This window comes from Auritidibacter ignavus, assembly GCF_003703835.1.
Lineage (GTDB): Bacteria > Actinomycetota > Actinomycetes > Actinomycetales > Micrococcaceae > Auritidibacter > Auritidibacter ignavus.
Map to the genome: position 1 here is coordinate 1 of NZ_RDQR01000012.1, position 17,714 is coordinate 17,714.

The window sequence follows — 17,714 nt, forward strand, 5'->3', positions numbered from 1 at the left end:
TCAGGACTTGCCTGCAAAAGCTGTTCCTCCAACAGGCCGCGAAGGTCGATACTAGAAGGGGTGACGGTCATCGTGAAACGTCCTTTCGAGAGTGCTTTGGTAGGTTCACTCGAAGGATCACACGGTGACCGTCACTCTGTAATGAATGACGCTCTCACCGGGGAGCCGTACACCACATTAAAGGACGCTACTGCTCTCCAGCCGTCCTCGTTGACGAGGAATGTTGTAGTTGGGATGAATATCGGTCCGGCGAGACCGGTGATCAAGGTGAGGGTTCCAGCTGCACGATTGCGGGTTTCGCGGTTAAACCATTGTTGAAGACCGATGAATCCAGGTTCGAAGAGCACCATTGTGCTGCCGGGTCCAATCAGCAGCCACCAGGAAGCAAGCAGCTGCCAAGGGGCTGTGCTGAGGGAGAAGCCGAGGAAACCACAAGCAACGAGCGCCCCGCCTAAGGCCGTGATGCCACGGATGCCGTTCTTGTCTGCGTGTCGGCCTACCGGTACTGCTAGACACGCTCCAGTGAGTACGGAACCGGAGAACGCGGAAGACAAAAGTGCCAGGGAGAATTCGGCACCAGCTGCATGAGAAGTGATGAGCACAGAGGTGCCGAATAGGATCGCGCCGAAGCTGACACCGATGCTGAGTGCCAGCGCATACACTAAGCGAATGAAATGAGGGGAAGAGCCTGTTGATGAAACAGACATGGGACAAGCCTCCAAGTAGGTGGGCACCAGAACGATGCCGACACCACTCCTGAAGGTTTCTATCCCTTAAGATCAACGCCGCAACTGTTCTGCGGTGTACCGTGGCGCTTGAACCAGACTCGACGCGTTGTCACGCCGACGGAGCCCTAGCCACCAGTGCTGGTCGGTCCCGCCAGATTAGGCGATGAACCCGACCTGGACAAGTAGACGATGAGGATTCCTGCTCCATCACTGAGTTACCCGAAGAGAGTGAGAACAGTCAAAGACAACAGAGCTGATCAACTGTTATATTTGAGATATAACAACTAGTTCTTAGAGGAGGTCTGCGGTGAACAGGCAGGGACGGGCCGACGCGAAGCGTCAGACAGTCACCTTTGTGGTGATCAGCATGGTTCTCCCCACGGTGGCAGTAGGGGTTGGCCTGCTGCTCCTGGCGCTCTGGCGACCGGAGCTCCCAGCTCCGGTGGCGATCCATTGGAGTGCCGGGGGAGCGGACTCCTTTGCCGAACTCTGGGTGATGGCAGCTTCCATCCTGGGCTTTGGCCTGTTGCTTCCGGTGCTCATCAGCGTGTTGGTACTTCCCAGTGTGCGGGCCGGCAGGGCCTCCACGTTCATGGCCCGCTTGATGGCTGGAGTCAGTCTCGGGACATCGCTGCTGGTCACAGCCGCGCTGACCGGAGGTCTAGCGATCCAACGTGGCTTGGACGATGCTCGGGAGGCCGGTGCGGTGGGTGGGATAACCGCAATCGCCCTATTGGGTGCCGTCGTGCTTTCGGCCGCTCTGGTCTTCCTGATTCCCGCAAGCCCGCCGCGGCAGCCGTTGACCGAGAAAGCCGCTTCGCTGGGGCTCGGAGAGACTGAAAGTGTGATGTGGGTTCGCCGGATCCAGATGGCCAGTTCTATCCGATGGGTGCTGTACCTCAGTGCAGGCATGGTTGTAGTCACTACGGCGGTGATAGCTCCCGAATCGCCGCTGTGGATCATTCTGCTGATGGGCGTGGCCGTTATTGTCGTTCTTTTCGCAGTCCTCACGGCAACTCGTTTCAGTATGCAGATCGACGCCCAAGGGCTCAGGCTCCGTTCGGTGCCGTTGGGCTGGCCGTCGGTCCATGTGGGCCTGAGCGAGATCACCTCGGTCAGCTCCGGTGAGACAAGCGGGTTTTCAGAGTTCGGCGGATGGGGCCTGCGCATGGCTCCGGGCGCGCGAGGCATCATTCTTCAGGATGGTAACTCGCTGCGTGTGGAGCGTCGCGACAAGCCCGCACTGGTGGTCACCGTCGATGACGCGGATGAGGCTGCCGATGTCCTGGCATCCCTGCTCCAGCGCGAATCCCCAGCCTCGACACACTAGGCGCCGCGATGTTTCTGCGGGTTGACACCTCCTCACCAGTGCCGCTGTATGAGCAGATTGCCACTTCCATCCGGGCAGATATCGCCCAGGGGAGGCTCGCCCCGGGGGATCGTCTGCCCTCTGCCCGGGAGGTTGCCTCCTCCCTGACGGTTAACCTGCATACCGTGCTGAAGGCATACCAGGATCTGCGCGAAGAGGGCCTGCTGGATATGCGGCGGGGTCGCGGAGCGATCGTTGCGGACGTACCGCAGTCCACAGCGGAGCTGACCACCCAGATCGATACGCTCCGGGACACGGTGAATCAGCTGGGCTTGAGTGAAGAGACCCTTATTGCTCTGGTGCGGGAGCGCTTTCGACCTGCGGACTGATCTGTGGTGAAAGCCGCGCGTGACCGACGACGCCGCCGGGCGGAGAGGGTCACCGATTGTTGAGGCGGCGGTGGCCGGCTGGGAGCAGCATCCCGCTGGTCGCAGTGCAGACCGTGGTGCAGGTGGTTCCGCCGAGTGCGGACCTTACATGACCTCATGCCTCTGGCTTTAGCGTCCGGGACAGAAAGCGATAGCGTGGCTTTTATGCCCATGACCTTCGACCAGGCACTCAGTACCTTGCGCGCCGCTCGAAGCGTGAGACTGCGAGGAAAGCCGGCAGCTTGGTCGAATGCCTTGCGGGTGATGTTCTACATCCTGATCGTGATGGTGCTGACGCCCTCTGGTGTCTATCACGTGAACCACCTGCTGGCACCGGAGCTTCGTCCACGTATTTCCCCGCCGATGGGCCCAGTATGGAATAGGCATCACCGCTATATCTATGTACCTGGTGTCGGAGGGCTGAAAGAAGCTGAGGTCATCCGACTGATCAACACAGGACGCGAGATGTTCGGCGCACCCGCCCCAGCGGTCCAGCAGCTCAGGTCTGGCAGTAGAGGCCGAGGTTGACTGAGACGGTCACGACGAGATCCTTGGGCAGACGGTCTAGACCTGAGACGAGATCCTCGGTGCTGATGTGGTGGGCGCTGGGTCCCATCTCCACCAGTGCCCGGGCCTGATCGCGGCTGACCGATGCGGTGTAGGAAATCTGCTCAGAAGCGATCATGGTGAAGTCGCTCAGACTCGCAGCCAGGCGTTCGTCTTTGCGCTGATCGACCTGGACCAGACTTAAGGGTCCGACCAGTTCTGCCAGGTGGTCGCTGGTGGGGTGACCACGGCGAAAACTCCCTTGTTCCGCAGCACGCGCCGGATCTCCGGGAGATTGCGGGGTCCAAAGATGCTGGTAGCTACGGTGACAGAATTATTCGCCAAAGGCAGGGGATCTGCCAGCAGGTTATTGCCGATAGCCGCTGCGCGCTCATGGCACCGGGCGGCACGCTTCAATGCGGCAGCCGAGAGGTCAATACAGACCCCATAGGCCGGTCGGTGGTACTCCAGAATCCCGGCTAAGTAGTAACCTGTCCCGCCGCCGAGGTCGGCAACTAAGGGCGCCGCGGCGTCGTTATGGTGCTCTGCCGTGTTGTGCTGGTCCGGGCTGTGTCGATCCGTACTGTGCTGATCCGGGCTGGGCTGATCCGGGCTGGGCTGATCTTCGGTCAGTCGGGCGGTGATGCGGGTGGCCAGCCGGTCACGGATCGGCGCGTAAAGTCCGCTGCCCAGCAGAGTCTCCCGGGCGGCGACCATGGCGGGGGTGTCAGCATTCTTCGGCGTCGGGCCACCGCGCCGCAGGGTGACATAGCCTTGTTTGGCGCGGTCGAAGCTGTGCCCGGATGGGCAGTGCAGTCGAGCAGGACCTTGATCCAGGGACTGAGCGCAGAGCGGGCAGCGCAGCACGTTCATAATCGGCTCTGGGATGCCCAGCCGCTGTGAACTCTCAGCCACGCTTTTTCCTCCGCAGCAGTGCTCCGCTGGGCTGATCGTCCACGTAGGCGGCGTACCGACGGGGCATAAAGCGGAAGTCCCGCGCCAAGCGGGACACGCCGGGACCCCGACGCGGCGGACCGATGGGTTCGGGCACAGGGGGCTCGAACACAGGACGTGGATCCCAAGAATCGCTCCACGGGGATGCGTGGAAGGATGTCGTCTGCCGGAACAGGGAATCTGGGCCGCCAGCGCTGGAGCCCGTCCCGCTTTGGACGCTCAGCCACTTCTTGTTCAGCTCCACGATGAGTGAACCGCCAACCACTGAGAGTACTGTTTCATCGATGACTCGGAACATGTCCTCTGATCCGGAGTCGCAGGCATCGCAGCCGCAATCCGGCATCTGCTCGAGAAAGACAGCGGGGTCTCCGGCGCCTATGGAAACACTGGCAGCAGTGTCTTCGGCAGCGTCCACGGTCCAGAACGTCAGCGGCACAGCTCCCTCAGCGTGGGGACGCAGCACTGCCATATGTCCGGACGCGGGGGAGGACCACGGGAACAGTGCCCATTCGATGGGTGAATCCGGGGTGTCGAATGCACCGCTGGTGTCCTGTGCCTCTGCCCAGCCGAGTTCGGTGAGCACCATGGTCCAGGCGTCGGCCCTGGCCAGCACGATCCTGTACTTCTGTGGATCCAGGCACTGGCTGTACTCCTCCTCCTTCGCGTCCCGGCGTTCGCCCGGTGCCGAGGGATCATAGTGCGGGTCGTCCCACTCGCTCAGGCCAGCAGACTCTGCAGCGAACAGCTCTTCGACACGTTCAAGCAGCCTGCGCTCATCAGGAGTCGGCGGATTGTGGTGGGATTGCACCCACCATGGGGTGCTGCCGCTGCTGCGCTGGTCCATGCTTTGACTGTACTGCTGATCAGCATGCCGCAAGAATCCCCGCCGGTTTGTCGGAGTCATTGTGATGTACTCGAATTGTGACTTCAGGTGGGGAAGGCAAACGCAGCTTCGAACAACTAGTTGTAGCTCTCGTCCTATGCGGAGAAGCTCGATGCCACAGCATTCCGGCCAATGGCCCCACCGGTTGTGCCTGGAGCTGACCTCACCGGCACTCTCGCGCATGGAACACCACGCCACACGAGCGAGGTTCACGCCCGGAGTGCCCCGCCACGCTCTAAGACTCACTGAGGACCGCCACATGTACGAGGCTCGTCCTGTCGGCGCAGGGCTGTCCACTCCATCAGCATCGACGTCCCGGCGCACGTCACTGCAGACACAAAACTGCCCCGCCATCAGGCGGGGCAGTTTCGATCTTCTCTTCTTCAGTGGAGCTAAGGGGAGTCGAACCCCTGACCTCGTCGATGCGAACGACGCGCTCTACCAGCTGAGCTATAGCCCCATAGCGGGTATAGTCTACGCCTGTTTTCCCACCCCTCTACCCTTCATGAAATTTAACGTCTGAGACTGTGACTTCTGCTACTCTCAATGTAGTGATTTACGACACATTTAATGCTATGTGCCTTAACTGCCAATCACGACACTCACCAAGGTCACACATCACGAGGAGCAAGGCTATGTCGATCATGACTCACGCGCCCAAAACGCACAACCGCAGTACAAGAAATTCACGTTTCACCAAGCTTGGCGCAACAGTCGCAGTGGCAACCCTGGCGCTCACCGCTTGTGGAGACGACTCATCAAATGGATCTGCCGAAACAGGAGATCTCGATACCGAGTTCCTCACAATTGCAACAGGAGGTTCGTCTGGAGTCTATTACCAGGTCGGCGCCACACTCAGTGATCTACTCAGCGACGAACTGGGTTCAGACAGCACGGTCCAGGCCACCGGTGCCTCCGCCGAAAACATTAACCTCCTCACCGACGGTGGCGCTGAACTAGCGATCACCATGGGGGACGCTAACGTCCAGGCTTTAGAAGGTACCGGACCCTTCGAGGGAGAGCCGCGCGACGGCCTTATGGCTGTGGCAGCTTTGTACCCAAATACGGTGCAAGTAGTAGCTACTGCTTCCTCAGGTATCGAAACCATCGAAGATCTCTCTGGGAAGAACGTTGCCGTGGGCGACGTTGGTTCCGGGGTAGAACTCAACGCGCAAACGATTCTTGATGCATATGATATGAGCTACGACGATATCAACGAGGATTATCTTGATTATGCCGAGGCCACCGACCAGATGGCTAACGGACATATCGATGCGGCATTCGTAACAGCCGGTGTTCCGAACCCCGCTTTGACCGAACTGTCCACCAATACAGACTTCAACGTTCTCACCATTGACGGGGACGCGCGAGAGAAACTCCTGGAGAATGACTACTTCATTGAAACCACTATTCCGGGCGGAACTTACCAACAGGAAGAAGATGTTGAGACCGTCGGCGTCGTCAACCACTTGATGATTAGCTCAGAACTGAGCGAAGACGCCGCCTACGACGTCACCCGTGTTTTCTTCGACAACCTCGATGCGATACACAATTCCAATGCTGCTGCTGAGGACATCAGCCTCGAAGAAGCTACGGAGGGGCTAACTGTTCCTTTGCATCCGGGAGCTGCCCGCTACCTGGAGGAAAATGGTGTCGATGTCTCCGGCCATGTTGCCGGAGAAGAAGACTGAGTAAGTCGTTGAGTGGCTAAAGCCTCGTGTTTTCATGACACCGCCAGATATCAGTCGCAGATCGGTCCTCACTTTGACAGTGGGGACCGTCCTCGCGGTTGCTGGCGGGTGTGGCGTCACCGCTTCAGTTCCGACCCAACAACGCCAGATCGTATGTCGCCATCAGCAACATCACGACGTGTACGCCACACTTCCCGCCATCGACGGCACCACCATCAGCCTGTCTTGGGCTCATTCGATTGAGCTCACACCTTGGACCGACATCTTCACGGTCACTCCAGCTGGCCTGGTGCTTACCCAAACTCGTTTCTCATCTTACGGAGCCGGCATGCCCGCCGGAGACCAAGGAGATCTGCGTTACGAAGGAAACCAAGTGGTTATCGATAACATCGACCGCCCCTTCGACGCGATTCGCTGGATTCACTCTCACCGCGCCCAGTACCGGGTTCTCATCGATCATGATCCGCAACGTATAGACGCAAAGCAACTACCTGATCACCAAAGACTCGAGATTGTTCTGATATGACACCTCCCCAACGGCCCCAAAAGCAACCAACAAACCAATCTTCAGATTCACTCGCTACCGCCACCATCACGGACGCTGAATATCTTCCTCACACCGACGAAGAACGTCGCGCTCAGGAACAAGAAGCAGCCGAAATTGCGGCCCAGTATGACGCTGAGTCTCGGACGCGCAGTATTCGGTGGCGTCCTCTGGCAATTTTGATCACCGCGGTGGCATGCGCATTTGCGATATACCACATGTGGACTGCCTACTTCGGATCACCACCTACGCTGGTTCACCGTTCCATCCACGTCAGCATCGTTCTGTTCCTGATCTTCTTGATCTACCCTCCGTTCAGACGAGCTCAAGGACTGACCGTTCAACTCGTTGACGGCGTCTTAGCGTTGTCTTCGCTAGTTCCATCGGTCTACATCGCAACAAACTATGAGCAAGTGGTCCTTCAAGCTGGGAGGTTTACAACTACAGACGTCATTGTCGGCACCATTTTGGTCGTTCTCGTATTGGAAGCCGCTCGACGGGTCACAGGTTGGGCCCTTCCAATTCTGGCGATACTTTTCATCCTCTTCGGCATTTTCGGCCGTGAATTACCGGGCGTGTTGCGCCACCGCGGTTATGAATGGGACACTCTGGCTTATCAGTTCCTCTCCACTACCGAAGGTATTTTTGGAACAGCGACCGGCGTGTCTGCCACGTACATCATTCTCTTTATCCTCTTCGGTGCGTTTCTGGCAAAGTCCGGAATGTCAGCCTTATTCAACGATTTGGCTCTTGCTATAGCTGGTCAGAGTCGTGGAGGCCCTGCCAAAGTTGCCACCCTGGGATCTGGTTTCATGGGATCCATCAACGGGTCAGCTATTGCAAATGTTGTCTCAACAGGGGCATTCACCATTCCAATGATGAAGAAAGTCGGCTACACCAAGACTTTTGCCGGCGCGGTGGAATCGACGGCATCGGTGGGCGGGCAAATTTTGCCCCCGGTCATGGGCGCTGCGGCCTTCATTATGGCGGAAACGCTTGGCGTCCCCTACTCCACAGTGGCAGTAGCGGCTATCGTTCCAGCGCTGCTCTATTACCTTTCGCTGATCGTCCAGATCCATCTGCGAGCGACTCGAGAAGGGTTGAAAGGTATCTCAAGAGATAATTTGCCGGCAGTTCTCGATGTCCTGAAAGAACGTGGTCACCTGTTAATCCCATTGTTCTTCCTGATCTACATGCTTTTCTTCTCAGGGCGCACCATCCTTTATTCCGCTCTTCTCACGATCATTGTCACCATTGTGGTCGCTATGTTGCGAAAGACCTCAAGATTGTCTTTCAAAGACATTATCGACGCCCTGGAAAACGGCGTCCGACAAACCTTGAGCGTGGCTGTAGCTTGTGCAAGCGTGGGGATCATCGTTGGCGTGGTGACTATCTCCGGCTTCGGTGTGGTGCTAGCCTCGGCCATTGTGTCGGTCTCAGGCGGTATTTTGTTCTGGACTTTGGTCTTCACCATGCTTGCCTGCCTGGTGCTGGGTATGGGCCTCCCTTCGATTCCCGCTTACCTCATCACAGCAACCATGGCGGCTCCTGCATTGACCGAACTCGGTGTGGAACCGATCGTGGCACACCTGTTCGTGTTCTACTTCGGGTTGTTCGCCAACATCACTCCGCCTGTCGCGCTCGCTGCCTTTGCCGCAGCCGGTATCTCTGGGGCTTCTCCCATGCAAACTGGTTTCGCGGCGCTCAAGCTGGCCGCAGCAGGGTTTATTATTCCGTATATCTTTGTCTACAGCCCGGAACTGTTGCTTCGAGATGTCTCGTTTGGTCAAGGAATTCTGGTGGTCACCACAGCTGTCATTGGTATCTTGATGCTTTGCGTGGCATTGGAACGGCACTTTATGGTGAATATGCCATGGTTTTTGTGCATCGTGATCGCAGGCGCGGCCATCCTGTTGCTGAATTCTAATATGCTCCTATCCCTCAGCGGCCTGGGAATCGGGATCCTCGTTCTGGTCGTCCAATCCATCTTGGCTAAAAAGCAAGGCAACTTCGGGCTCAGGGCCATCTAGTACCAGGAAAGTTCTCTAACATCACCCACCAAAAACGGCGACCAGCCCCGAAATGGGGCCGGTCGCCGTGGTACGTCAGCTGTATTGCTTAGGCGCGAGGCTGCTTAGGAACCTTGCGGTCAGAGCCTTCTTCGAAGACTGCCGGGTACACCCCGTTCTCATCGTGGGTCTCACGGCCGGTGACCGGCGGGTTGAACACACAGGCCATGCGCAGCTCGGTTTCAGCGCGCACGGTGTGCTTCTCGTGACCATCCAGCAGGTACAGGGTGCCGTCCTTGAGTTCGTGAACTTCACCGGTCTCTTCGTTGGTCAAGGTACCGTTACCCTGCACGCAGTAGACGGCCTCGATATGATTCTGGTAATGGAAGGTCGAGGTCGTGCCGGCGTAAATCACGGTATCGTGCATGGAGAAACCAACACCTTCGCGGGCGAGCACCATGCGACGTGAGCGCCAGTTCTCCGAGGTTACGTCACGCTCGGTGTCATTGGTGTCATCACGGTTAATAACGTACATATCAAGTTCCTTTCACTGGCTGGCGCCGACCTGACGCCGCGGCCAGCCGGTTGTTACTGACGTCGTGGTCTATGCCGTCAATTTAGGCGTTAGCCAGGTTGTCTTCGTTCTGTCCGCCGGTAATACTGCTGACATCGGCCCCGGTCAGCTCGCCGAGGATTTCGGCGATCAGATTCATACCGCGCTCCAGCTCGTCGAGCTCGGTGGTCAGCGGTGGCATGATCTTGAGAACTTCGTCTTCCGGACCCGAGGTTTCCAGCAACATGCCACGCTTGAAGGCTTCAGCAGCCACTTTGCCTGCCAGGTCTTGATCTTCGAAGTAGATACCGGTCAGCAGACCACGGCCACGCACTGCAGATCCGGAAGCAGCAGCGGTAATCTTGATCAGCTTGTCCTGAACCAGCTCGATAGCCTGAGCCAGGTGACCCTTCTCGAAAGTGTCATCGGCCCAGAACTCACGCAAGGTGGCAGCACCGGTCACCAGCGCCAGGGCGTTGCCACGGAACGTACCGTTGTGCTCACCCGGACCCCACACATCCAGTTCAGACTTGAACAGGGTCAGCGCCAGCGGCTGACCGGAACCGGAAATGGACTTAGACACGCAGACAATGTCCGGGGTAATACCGGCTTCTTCGAAGGAGAAAAAGCTACCGGTACGACCGCAACCGGCCTGCACATCGTCAACAATCAGCAAGATTTCGTGGCTCTTGCACAGCTTGGCCAGCTGACGCAACCATTCGGCGCGTGCGGCACGCAGACCACCTTCACCCTGAACGGTTTCGACGATAATGGCGGCTGGCTTATCGACACCGGATCCGGAGTCTTCCAGAACGCGCTCCAGCCAGATGAAGTCTTCGGTCTCGCCGTTGAAGTAGTCGTCGTAGGGAATTTTCGAGCTGTTGGTCAGCGGAATACCCGCACCCTTACGCTTCATCGAGTTACCGGTGACTGACAGCGAACCCAGGGTCATGCCGTGGAAGGCGTTGGTGAACGACAGAATGTGCTGGCGTCCGGTGACCTTACGGGCCAACTTCAGTGCGGCCTCAACAGTGTTGGTACCGGTCGGGCCAGGGAACATGACCTTGTAGTCCAGACCGCGGGGCTCGAGGATGACTTTCTTGAAGGTTTCCAAGAAGTCGCGACGTGCCGGGGTCATCATGTCCAGCGAGTGCAACGGGCCACCGTTGTCCAGGTACTCGCGGATGGCGTCGATCAGCTTGGGGTGGTTGTGTCCGTAGTTCAGAGCACCAGCCCCGGCGAAGAAGTCCAGGTAGTCGGTGCCATCTTCGGCGATCTGGTGGGAGCCAGATGCTTTGACGAACACGGTCGGCCAGGAGCGGGAATAGCTGCGAACCTCGGACTCTGTTGTCTGAAAAATCTCGGTATCCATGGGGAATTCCTTTCCGTGGAAAAGTTGTCTCGACCCATCTCTCCGCCAGCGAGCGGGATCAGTGCGATCCTGCTCTAGCTGTTCAGCGGTGCGATGTGGTGAAGGTATTCGGTGGGCTGATCGTCGGGGTACATCTCAGGGGTGAATAAGGGGGTAATCTCTTCACCAGCGTTGTTGCGCTTGGCAAAGGAAGCAAACAGGGCGTTGGAGGCTTTATTCGTGGAGGTAATGGTCGTCTCCAACACTTTCGGCTGCACCGATTCGTTGAGCGCGTCCAACATCTGAGAGGCCACGCGCAGTCCCCGAGCGGCTTCGTCGACGCCAACTTGCCAGACCATCAACGTGTCTGGGGCATCAGGGCGGATGTAGCCGGTAATGAACCCGACGACTTCACCATCGAGTTCGGCAACAACGGAGGTTTGGGAGAAATCTCGAACCCACAGCAGATAGCTATACGAGGAGTTCAAGTCCAAGACGCCCGTGTCACGAGCGATCCGATAAATTTTTGCTCCGTCTCCGGGAGCGAACGGTCGAACCGTGATAGCGCGGGGTTTGTCGGTCGGGTGGTCTGGAAGGGTCTTTGTGTCATCCATCTTTTTTCACAATAGACGACTGAAAAATGCTTTCAACCCGCCCCTGACGCCTGTGTGGGCCCATTTTAGGCCGGAAAAAACGCCTAAACCGTTGATAATCATTAGGGACCCGGAGAGCGCCAGGGCTCGAGAAGCCGAGCCAAAAGCTGTTACCAAATTGTTATACAAGACATGTTGGATGTCACATTTTAAGTGGGGTAGCCTCCCGATTCTACACTCGAGCTCATCTCACGGCGTTCAGGAGTTGGGTTGGTGAACAGGTCTTCGGTAGGGTTTTTCTCATCGACAGGGGAGCACCACCGTGGTGCTGAGAGTGCGAACGCATTTCGCAGACCCTCGAACCTGATTCCGGGCCATGCCGGCGAAGGGAGTCGAGTATCTCTCCTTGCACCGTGGGCTAATCGCGGGTGATTCTCACCTCACCCAGGGTGCTCGCCCTCCTATCCCTTGAAGGAGGATATGCACTGATGTCGCACCTCACCCATCACTCACCTGGGCCCGCCCGGTCTCACCGTCGAAAGATCAGCACGGTGTTCGGGCTCTCGGCGGTGGTAGCGCTGGTACTGTCAGGATGTTCGGCCGCAGATCAGGCAGATAATAATGGTGGAGACAACGGTGACGAGAACCAGACAGTTACCATGATGACTCACGATTCCTTCAGTGTCTCCGAGGAATTGCTCGCGCAGTTTGAAGAGGAATCCGGTTACACCGTCACCACCACAGCCCCCGGTGACGCCGGGGCTGTCGTCAACCAGCTCATCCTGCAACAGGACTCCCCCACCGTGGACGGCTTCTTCGGGGTGGAGAATTATTCGGCTCAGACGCTGTTGGACGAAAACTTCCTGCAGGATTATTCCGGTCAACTTCCAGAATCTGCCCAAAACCTCGCCGTTGATGGCTCGGACGCGCTGGTGCCGATCGACCACGGTCAGGTGTGCATCAACGCTGATACCGAGTGGTTTGACGACAACGACCTGGAGCTTCCGGAGACCTTGGACGATCTCACTGATGAGAACTACAAGGACCTGTTGGTCACCAGTGACCCGAATGATTCCTCCCCGGGCCTGGCGTTCTTGGTTGCCACCCGGACGGAATTCGGCGACGATGCCGAACAGTACTGGGAAGACCTGTTCGATAACGGGGTGAAAGTCGCCGGTGGCTGGTCTGATGCTTATTACACCGACTTCTCCGGTTCTGAAGGTGAAGGACCCTACCCGCTGGTGGTGTCTTACTCCTCGTCACCGGCCGCTGAAGAAGGTCGGACCACCAGCATTGACGGCACCTGCATCCAGCAAATCGAATATGCTGGCGTGCTGGAGGATGCCGAGAACCCCGAGGGCGCTCAGGCTTTCATCGACTTCATGCTCTCCGAAGAATTCCAGGCGGATATTCCTGAGCAGATGTTTATGTATCCGGTCGATGACAGCATCGAGCTGCCAGACGAGTGGAGCGAATATGCCTCACTGACCGAGGACCCCATTGAGCCGGATCTGCAAGAGGTCGCGGACCAGCGTGAAGACTGGCTGAACTCTTGGACCGAAACCTATGAGGCCCAGTAGTCGTCTCTATGGCGTCCCGCCTTGTTGTCTGGTTGGTTGCTTGCCTTACTGGTAGGTGACCAACCAGGGGGTGGGATTCACCTGGTCGTAGGTTTGTGCCGGCGTCAGCATGGGCTGGTCTTGACGGTAGAAGTTCTTCCACGCCGGCCACATATCCTCGGGCAAGTCCTCGGTGAGCACGCTCCAGGTCTCCTGTTTGACCTCTTGGGTTCCGTGGCCATCGGCGTGCAACACCACGGCCAGCTCGTCATGGGAGGTATCCACTTGGTCGCGGTTGGTGATCATCGAGGTGCGGAATTGGTGCAGGACCAGCATTTTCTCGGGCAGATCGTTTTCTGCGGTGAGCTCGGCCAACCAGTCGATGACCTCGTTGATTTCAGCGGCATCGACGGTGCCGATCTGACGGCCGTGCACCTGACCGGGTTGCAAGCGCCATTCGGAGTCCAGCGCCAAACCCACGTGGGGTTCTTTCAGCAGGTCCTCATAGAGTTTCGCCTGCGAGAGGAAATCGTTATGACCCGGTTGCAGGTCCAAGATCACGTAAATGTCTTCTTCTTTGGCCCGATCGACCCACTCTTGCAGGTCCTCGACCGGCAGGGCGTTGGAGTAGTTGCCGTCCTCGCCGGGGTGAGCGGTCGCGACGGAGGTGATGATTTCAAAGGCCGGTTGGATCGGATCCTCACTGTTTTCCGAGTACTCATCGGCCAGCTCTTCGACACGAGTTATCGACCCCTCCAGGTCCTGTTCTCCCAGGGCACCCAGTGCCTCTGTGGACGGGGTACCATAAAGTGCGACGAACCGGCGGTCGGGGAACAGCGTATCACCGCCACCGGGCAGTTCTTCTGGTTCCGGGGTCGGCGAGGGCGAGGCAGTCGTGGGCTCTGCCGAGGGGCTAGACGTCGTGTTATTTCCCGCGTCGCTGGCCTGATCTGCCCCATCTGAGGAGCTACAACCGCTCAGCGCTAAACCGGTAGCTAACAGAACGGCGAACAAACGAGAACCACGGAAGTCGCAGGGAGTTTTCATCACGGGCCTACTCTACAGGACCCCCGGCTTAATGACCCGTCATAAATCCAATTGACCTGAAAAGAACGGTGTGATGTCGCGTTTTCGTTGGATCGTGTGGGTGCTCGTCGCCCTGCTACCGTTGGCCTTCCTTGCGGTCTTTTTCGCCTGGCCGGTGCTGGGGATGCTGGCCCAAGGCCTGGTTGATGATCAGGGCTCGCTGGACCTGTCGGGTTTTGGGGAAGTCTTCGGCACCGCACGCACCTGGCGGATTATTGGTCACACCTTGTTCATGGCCACCGCCGGAACTCTGGGCTCCCTGGTGCTTGGGATCCCGGGCGCCTATATCCTCTACCGCACACAGTTTCCGGGTCGAGAGATGCTCCGTTCGGTGGCCACCGTCCCGTTTGTGTTGCCCACCGTGGTGGTGGGGGTAGCCTTCCGTGCGGTCTTTGGGCCAGGCACCAGCCTAGCGTTTCTGGATCAGACCACGACGGCAGTGATCATCGCCATGATGTTCTTCAACTATTCGGTGGTGATCCGTCAGGTGGGGTCGTTGTGGCAGGTCTTGGATCCACGTTCCACTGAAGCGGCCAGAATGCTCGGGGCTTCCCCGGCTCGGGCGTTTTTCACCGTGACCTTGCCAGCGCTACGTCCAGCCATTGCTGGAAGCGCCGGGTTGGTGTTTCTGTTTTGTTCGACCGCCTACGGGCTAGTGCGGTCGCTGGGCGCCCCGGGAGTCGGGACGTTAGAGACCGAGGTTTTTCGCCAGACCAAGACGTTCCTCGATCTGCGCACCGCCGCGGTGTTGTCGATGATTCAGTGCGTGATTGTCGTGATATCGGTGATCATTACCCAGCGCACCGGTTCCTCGCAGGCGGCTCGGTTGCACCAAGCGCACCGGGTGAGGCTGACCCGCACCGACTGGTTCCCGTTGACGATCACGCTCGCGGTGGTCCTCGGACTGATACTGACTCCCTTGCTGACCTTGGTGGCCCGGTCGTTGACGGTTGATGGCGAATTCAGCACGCGCCATTACCAACTGTTGGCTACGCATTCGGGAACCGGTTTTGCCGGTGGCGCCACGGTGGTGGAGGCACTGGACCATTCGCTACGTATCGCACTGGATGCCACAATAGTCACCGTCCTGTTGGCAATTCCGCTCGCGTTGTTGCTCACCCGTCCCACCCATTCCCCGGCGGTGCGGTCCCTGCAACGGCTCATCGATGGCGCCTTCATGCTCCCGTTGGGTGTTTCGGCGGTGACCATCGGTTTCGGATTCTTGATCTCCTTGCAACCAGCCTTCCCACACCTAGCGCAGTCAGGATTGCTCGTCCCGTTGGCTCAGGCGGTGGTGGCTTTGCCCCTGGTGGTACGCACTCTGGTGCCGGTGTTGGCCGCGGTCGACCCGGCCCAACGTGAGGCTGCCACGATGTTAGGGGCTTCCCCGGTCCGGGTGATCGCCACCATTGATGGCCCCTACGTGGTCCGTAGCCTCGGATTGGCTGCCGGCTTTGGTTTTGCGGTCTCGCTGGGAGAATTTGGGGCCACCAGCTTTTTAGCGTCCCCGAGCTATCAGACGTTGCCGGTGGTCATTGTCCAGCTGCTGTCGCGTCCTGGTTCCGATAATTTTGGGATGGCCATGGCTGGCTCGGTGGTGTTAGCCGTGCTGAGTGCTGGCATATTGTTGATCTGCGAACGGCTTCGCCCGGCGGGCGTGAAGGAAAGGACATCGTGACAGCTTCCACCACACCACAGCAACTCATCGCCGAGCAGATCTCGGTGCACTATCCCAACGGGTACCAAGCCATCACCGAGGCCAGCTTCCAGGTTCACGCCGGCACCATCCTGGTCCTGTTAGGACCCTCGGGGTCGGGAAAGTCTTCGCTGTTACGTGGCATTGCCGGACTGGAGCGGATCAGCTCCGGCACCCTGCGTTTTGGCGACCGCATCTTGGCCGGGCCAGGCCAACATGTTCCGGCACACCGGCGCGGCATCGGCATGGTATTCCAGTCCGCCCAACTATTCCCGCACCGCTCTGTGGCCGGCAATATTTCCTATGGCCTCGAAGTGGAACATCTCCCCCGGTCGCAACGCCGGGCCCGGGTGGAGCGTCTGCTGCAGCTGGTGAACCTGCCCGGTTTTGGTCGTCGCAACGTCGCCACACTCTCGGGTGGTCAGGCCCAGCGCGTGGCCTTGGCTCGTTCCTTGGCGGTAGAACCGGCGGTGATGCTACTTGACGAGCCACTCTCGGCGTTAGATACCGAGCTACGCTCACGATTGGCCGACGATATTCGGCAGATCCTCACCGAGGCCGAGATTGCCGGAGTCTATGTCACCCACGACCATGCAGAAGCCCGGATGGTCGCCGATCAGGTGGCGTTGATCGACCAGGGACGTCTGCAACGCGTGGGCACGGTCACCGAAGTGTTAGGCGCTTAGTGTTCGCGGTGCGGTGCCGGTAGCTGGGAGCGGGCTGCCACAAATTCGGTGGCCCAGAGGTCTTCGAGCTCGACGGTTTCGCGTTGTAGCGTGTTGATGTCAACGCCCTCGCTCTGGTGCAGTGGCGGGTCGAAGCGGATACCTTCGGTCATATCCAAAGTCCGGACCTGCTGGAGGTGATCTTCCCAGCGCAGATCTTCATACAGTTCCTCGTAACCGGAGCTGAAGACCCAGTTCAAGAATCCGGCGTAATCCGGGGCTAACGGGCCCCAGTTCAACCGCACCGGGTCGAAATAGCAAATATAGCCGGTGCTAATGCCCAGTCCGCCACCATCGATGGCATAAATACCGCCGATGACGTCCACCGCGATGGTCATATACAGTGGTCGGCCATTGTGTCGCGGAGTCCAGACGGTCAGATCGGGGAGCTCATCGTTTCCCGACCCGAGGATGCGCAACCACCCGCCATCGATCAACAAGCCGGCGGTGTGGGTCAGCAGTGCTCCCATGTGTGAAACCTCGGAGACACCCAGCTCGTTGAGCACCTGACGTGCCCGGGCGGGATCAGCTTCGACCCGGTGGACGCGTTCGCTCTGTTCACTGAGCAATTCGTCAATAGCCGGCCAGGTGTCACTGAATTCGGGGATGGTTAGCGAGCGCTTATGGCGCTGGGGCCCACGGGATTTCTTTTGACGCCGAAAAAAGATCATGGTCTCATCCTGTGTGGTGTCGAACAGAGGGTGACGGAAGCCGACTAGTTGAGGTTTTCTTCGTCCTCGACCACATCGAAGCCCAGGATATCGACGGAGAATCCGCGTTCTTCATCCTCGTCATGGGCGTGTTCGTCGCGGGATTCGGCCCACTTTTTGTAGCTGTTCTGCGAATCCCACCGGGTGACGACGAAGTACCGGGTTTCACCCACCACCGGGCGGAGTACTTCGAAGCCTTGAAATCCCTCGAAGGTATCAACGGCCCGCTTGCGGTTCGCGAAGCGACGCTCAACCTCATTATGGGCACCATCAGGAACCGTCAGCGCAGTGATATTGACGAAAGTCATGTCGGTCATTCCTCCTCATACCGGGACGAAGTCTGCCCCGA

Annotated in this window: 19 protein-coding genes, 1 tRNA gene and 1 riboswitch; of the genes, 9 read left to right on the top strand and 11 right to left on the bottom strand. The window is 58.4% G+C overall.

Annotation, left to right across the window (positions count from 1 at the left end; all coding sequences use genetic code 11):
- Positions 1-131 precede the first annotated feature (131 nt).
- Positions 132-707 carry an MFS transporter gene (locus DYI20_RS07210; protein WP_110101446.1) on the bottom strand — a complete coding sequence of 192 codons (576 nt, stop codon included), beginning with the start codon at positions 705-707 and terminating at the stop codon, positions 132-134.
- A 328-nt stretch (positions 708-1,035) separates the two neighbouring features.
- Here DYI20_RS07210 and DYI20_RS07215 point away from each other — a divergent pair, with 328 nt between their 5' ends.
- The 3 genes from DYI20_RS07215 (at position 1,036) to DYI20_RS07225 (ending at position 2,993) form a co-directional block, all read left to right on the top strand.
- Positions 1,036-2,058, top strand: a complete 1,023-nt coding sequence (locus DYI20_RS07215) for a hypothetical protein (RefSeq protein WP_110101445.1) — start codon at positions 1,036-1,038, stop codon at positions 2,056-2,058.
- Between the two features lie 8 nt (positions 2,059-2,066).
- A complete protein-coding gene (locus DYI20_RS07220; RefSeq protein WP_110098119.1) occupies positions 2,067-2,426 on the top strand; it encodes a GntR family transcriptional regulator in 360 nt (119 codons plus the stop codon).
- A 195-nt stretch (positions 2,427-2,621) separates the two neighbouring features.
- On the top strand, positions 2,622-2,993 hold the full coding sequence (locus tag DYI20_RS07225) for a hypothetical protein (RefSeq protein ID WP_146206448.1): 372 nt from the start codon (positions 2,622-2,624) through the stop codon (positions 2,991-2,993).
- On the opposite strand, the gene DYI20_RS07230 is transcribed toward DYI20_RS07225, so the two are convergent.
- The 4 genes from DYI20_RS07230 to DYI20_RS07245 form a co-directional block, all read right to left on the bottom strand.
- Positions 2,965-3,150 (bottom strand): hypothetical protein, encoded by a 186-nt coding sequence (locus DYI20_RS07230; RefSeq protein WP_110101443.1) that lies wholly within the window; start codon positions 3,148-3,150, stop codon positions 2,965-2,967. The genes DYI20_RS07225 and DYI20_RS07230 overlap by 29 nt on opposite strands.
- 62 nt (positions 3,151-3,212) lie before the next feature.
- The gene (locus DYI20_RS07235) at positions 3,213-3,926 is read right to left on the bottom strand and encodes a putative RNA methyltransferase (protein ID WP_110098121.1); all 714 of its coding nucleotides are present in this window, start codon (positions 3,924-3,926) and stop codon (positions 3,213-3,215) included.
- Positions 3,919-4,809 carry a DUF6226 family protein gene (locus DYI20_RS07240; protein ID WP_122549209.1) on the bottom strand — a complete coding sequence of 297 codons (891 nt, stop codon included), beginning with the start codon at positions 4,807-4,809 and terminating at the stop codon, positions 3,919-3,921. The genes DYI20_RS07235 and DYI20_RS07240 overlap by 8 nt, the downstream gene beginning before the upstream one ends.
- A 426-nt stretch (positions 4,810-5,235) precedes the next feature.
- A tRNA-Ala gene (locus DYI20_RS07245) sits at positions 5,236-5,308 on the bottom strand.
- Between the two features lie 175 nt (positions 5,309-5,483).
- Here DYI20_RS07245 and DYI20_RS07250 point away from each other — a divergent pair.
- From DYI20_RS07250 to DYI20_RS07260, 3 genes are all read left to right on the top strand, one after another.
- Complete coding sequence (locus DYI20_RS07250) at positions 5,484-6,539, top strand: TAXI family TRAP transporter solute-binding subunit (protein WP_199223138.1); 1,056 nt, start codon at positions 5,484-5,486, stop codon at positions 6,537-6,539.
- Positions 6,540-6,717: 178 nt separating this feature from the next.
- Complete coding sequence (locus DYI20_RS07255) at positions 6,718-7,065, top strand: DUF1850 domain-containing protein (protein ID WP_166769844.1); 348 nt, start codon at positions 6,718-6,720, stop codon at positions 7,063-7,065.
- The gene (locus tag DYI20_RS07260) at positions 7,062-9,113 is read left to right on the top strand and encodes a TRAP transporter permease (protein ID WP_122549211.1); all 2,052 of its coding nucleotides are present in this window, start codon (positions 7,062-7,064) and stop codon (positions 9,111-9,113) included. The genes DYI20_RS07255 and DYI20_RS07260 overlap by 4 nt, the downstream gene beginning before the upstream one ends.
- 88 nt (positions 9,114-9,201) lie before the next feature.
- Here the strand turns inward: DYI20_RS07260 and DYI20_RS07265 are convergent, their stop codons facing one another.
- The 3 genes from DYI20_RS07265 to ectA form a co-directional block, all read right to left on the bottom strand.
- The gene (locus DYI20_RS07265; protein WP_122549212.1) at positions 9,202-9,627 is read right to left on the bottom strand and encodes an ectoine synthase; all 426 of its coding nucleotides are present in this window, start codon (positions 9,625-9,627) and stop codon (positions 9,202-9,204) included.
- A gap of 82 nt (positions 9,628-9,709) precedes the next feature.
- Positions 9,710-11,017 carry a diaminobutyrate--2-oxoglutarate transaminase gene (ectB, locus tag DYI20_RS07270; protein WP_122549213.1) on the bottom strand — a complete coding sequence of 436 codons (1,308 nt, stop codon included), beginning with the start codon at positions 11,015-11,017 and terminating at the stop codon, positions 9,710-9,712.
- Between the two features lie 74 nt (positions 11,018-11,091).
- Positions 11,092-11,610 (bottom strand): diaminobutyrate acetyltransferase, encoded by a 519-nt coding sequence (gene ectA / locus DYI20_RS07275; RefSeq protein ID WP_110098127.1) that lies wholly within the window; start codon positions 11,608-11,610, stop codon positions 11,092-11,094.
- A 277-nt stretch (positions 11,611-11,887) separates the two neighbouring features.
- Positions 11,888-11,997: riboswitch (TPP riboswitch) on the top strand.
- A gap of 80 nt (positions 11,998-12,077) precedes the next feature.
- Between ectA and DYI20_RS07280 the strand changes: the two genes are divergently transcribed.
- Positions 12,078-13,169, top strand: coding sequence for a thiamine ABC transporter substrate-binding protein (locus tag DYI20_RS07280; RefSeq protein WP_122549214.1), 1,092 nt, complete (start codon positions 12,078-12,080; stop codon positions 13,167-13,169).
- A 45-nt stretch (positions 13,170-13,214) separates the two neighbouring features.
- Here the strand turns inward: DYI20_RS07280 and DYI20_RS07285 are convergent, their stop codons facing one another.
- Positions 13,215-14,195: a hypothetical protein gene (locus DYI20_RS07285; protein WP_110101436.1), complete on the bottom strand. Its 981-nt coding sequence runs from the start codon at positions 14,193-14,195 to the stop codon at positions 13,215-13,217.
- Between the two features lie 73 nt (positions 14,196-14,268).
- Between DYI20_RS07285 and DYI20_RS07290 the strand changes: the two genes are divergently transcribed.
- Together DYI20_RS07290 and DYI20_RS07295 are read left to right on the top strand one after the other, a co-directional pair.
- On the top strand, positions 14,269-15,912 hold the full coding sequence (locus DYI20_RS07290) for an ABC transporter permease (RefSeq protein WP_122549215.1): 1,644 nt from the start codon (positions 14,269-14,271) through the stop codon (positions 15,910-15,912).
- Positions 15,909-16,616, top strand: a complete 708-nt coding sequence (locus DYI20_RS07295; RefSeq protein ID WP_110098131.1) for an ABC transporter ATP-binding protein — start codon at positions 15,909-15,911, stop codon at positions 16,614-16,616. The genes DYI20_RS07290 and DYI20_RS07295 overlap by 4 nt, the downstream gene beginning before the upstream one ends.
- Here DYI20_RS07295 and DYI20_RS07300 read toward each other — a convergent pair.
- Both DYI20_RS07300 and DYI20_RS07305 read right to left on the bottom strand, forming a co-directional pair.
- Positions 16,613-17,326, bottom strand: a complete 714-nt coding sequence (locus tag DYI20_RS07300; protein WP_110110978.1) for a DUF2625 family protein — start codon at positions 17,324-17,326, stop codon at positions 16,613-16,615. The two genes, DYI20_RS07295 and DYI20_RS07300, sit on opposite strands and share 4 nt — an antisense overlap.
- 44 nt (positions 17,327-17,370) lie before the next feature.
- Positions 17,371-17,682 carry an antibiotic biosynthesis monooxygenase family protein gene (locus DYI20_RS07305; protein WP_233242891.1) on the bottom strand — a complete coding sequence of 104 codons (312 nt, stop codon included), beginning with the start codon at positions 17,680-17,682 and terminating at the stop codon, positions 17,371-17,373.
- Positions 17,683-17,714 lie beyond the last annotated feature (32 nt).

What these genes read in the sequence shown, in the direction of transcription:
- DYI20_RS07285 (WP_110101436.1), bottom strand. Translation starts at nt 14,195, where the DNA reads ATGAAAACTCCCTGCGACTTCCGTGGTTCTCGTTTGTTCGCCGTTCTG.
- DYI20_RS07260 (WP_122549211.1), top strand. Translation starts at nt 7,062, where the DNA reads ATGACACCTCCCCAACGGCCCCAAAAGCAACCAACAAACCAATCTTCA.
- DYI20_RS07290 (WP_122549215.1), top strand. Translation starts at nt 14,269, where the DNA reads ATGTCGCGTTTTCGTTGGATCGTGTGGGTGCTCGTCGCCCTGCTACCG.
- DYI20_RS07280 (WP_122549214.1), top strand. Translation starts at nt 12,078, where the DNA reads ATGTCGCACCTCACCCATCACTCACCTGGGCCCGCCCGGTCTCACCGT.
- DYI20_RS07220 (WP_110098119.1), top strand. Translation starts at nt 2,067, where the DNA reads ATGTTTCTGCGGGTTGACACCTCCTCACCAGTGCCGCTGTATGAGCAG.
- ectA (WP_110098127.1), bottom strand. Translation starts at nt 11,610, where the DNA reads ATGGATGACACAAAGACCCTTCCAGACCACCCGACCGACAAACCCCGC.
- DYI20_RS07240 (WP_122549209.1), bottom strand. Translation starts at nt 4,809, where the DNA reads ATGGACCAGCGCAGCAGCGGCAGCACCCCATGGTGGGTGCAATCCCAC.
- DYI20_RS07300 (WP_110110978.1), bottom strand. Translation starts at nt 17,326, where the DNA reads ATGATCTTTTTTCGGCGTCAAAAGAAATCCCGTGGGCCCCAGCGCCAT.
- DYI20_RS07265 (WP_122549212.1), bottom strand. Translation starts at nt 9,627, where the DNA reads ATGTACGTTATTAACCGTGATGACACCAATGACACCGAGCGTGACGTA.
- DYI20_RS07230 (WP_110101443.1), bottom strand. Translation starts at nt 3,150, where the DNA reads ATGATCGCTTCTGAGCAGATTTCCTACACCGCATCGGTCAGCCGCGAT.
- DYI20_RS07305 (WP_233242891.1), bottom strand. Translation starts at nt 17,682, where the DNA reads ATGACCGACATGACTTTCGTCAATATCACTGCGCTGACGGTTCCTGAT.
- DYI20_RS07210 (WP_110101446.1), bottom strand. Translation starts at nt 707, where the DNA reads ATGTCTGTTTCATCAACAGGCTCTTCCCCTCATTTCATTCGCTTAGTG.
- DYI20_RS07250 (WP_199223138.1), top strand. Translation starts at nt 5,484, where the DNA reads ATGTCGATCATGACTCACGCGCCCAAAACGCACAACCGCAGTACAAGA.
- ectB (WP_122549213.1), bottom strand. Translation starts at nt 11,017, where the DNA reads ATGGATACCGAGATTTTTCAGACAACAGAGTCCGAGGTTCGCAGCTAT.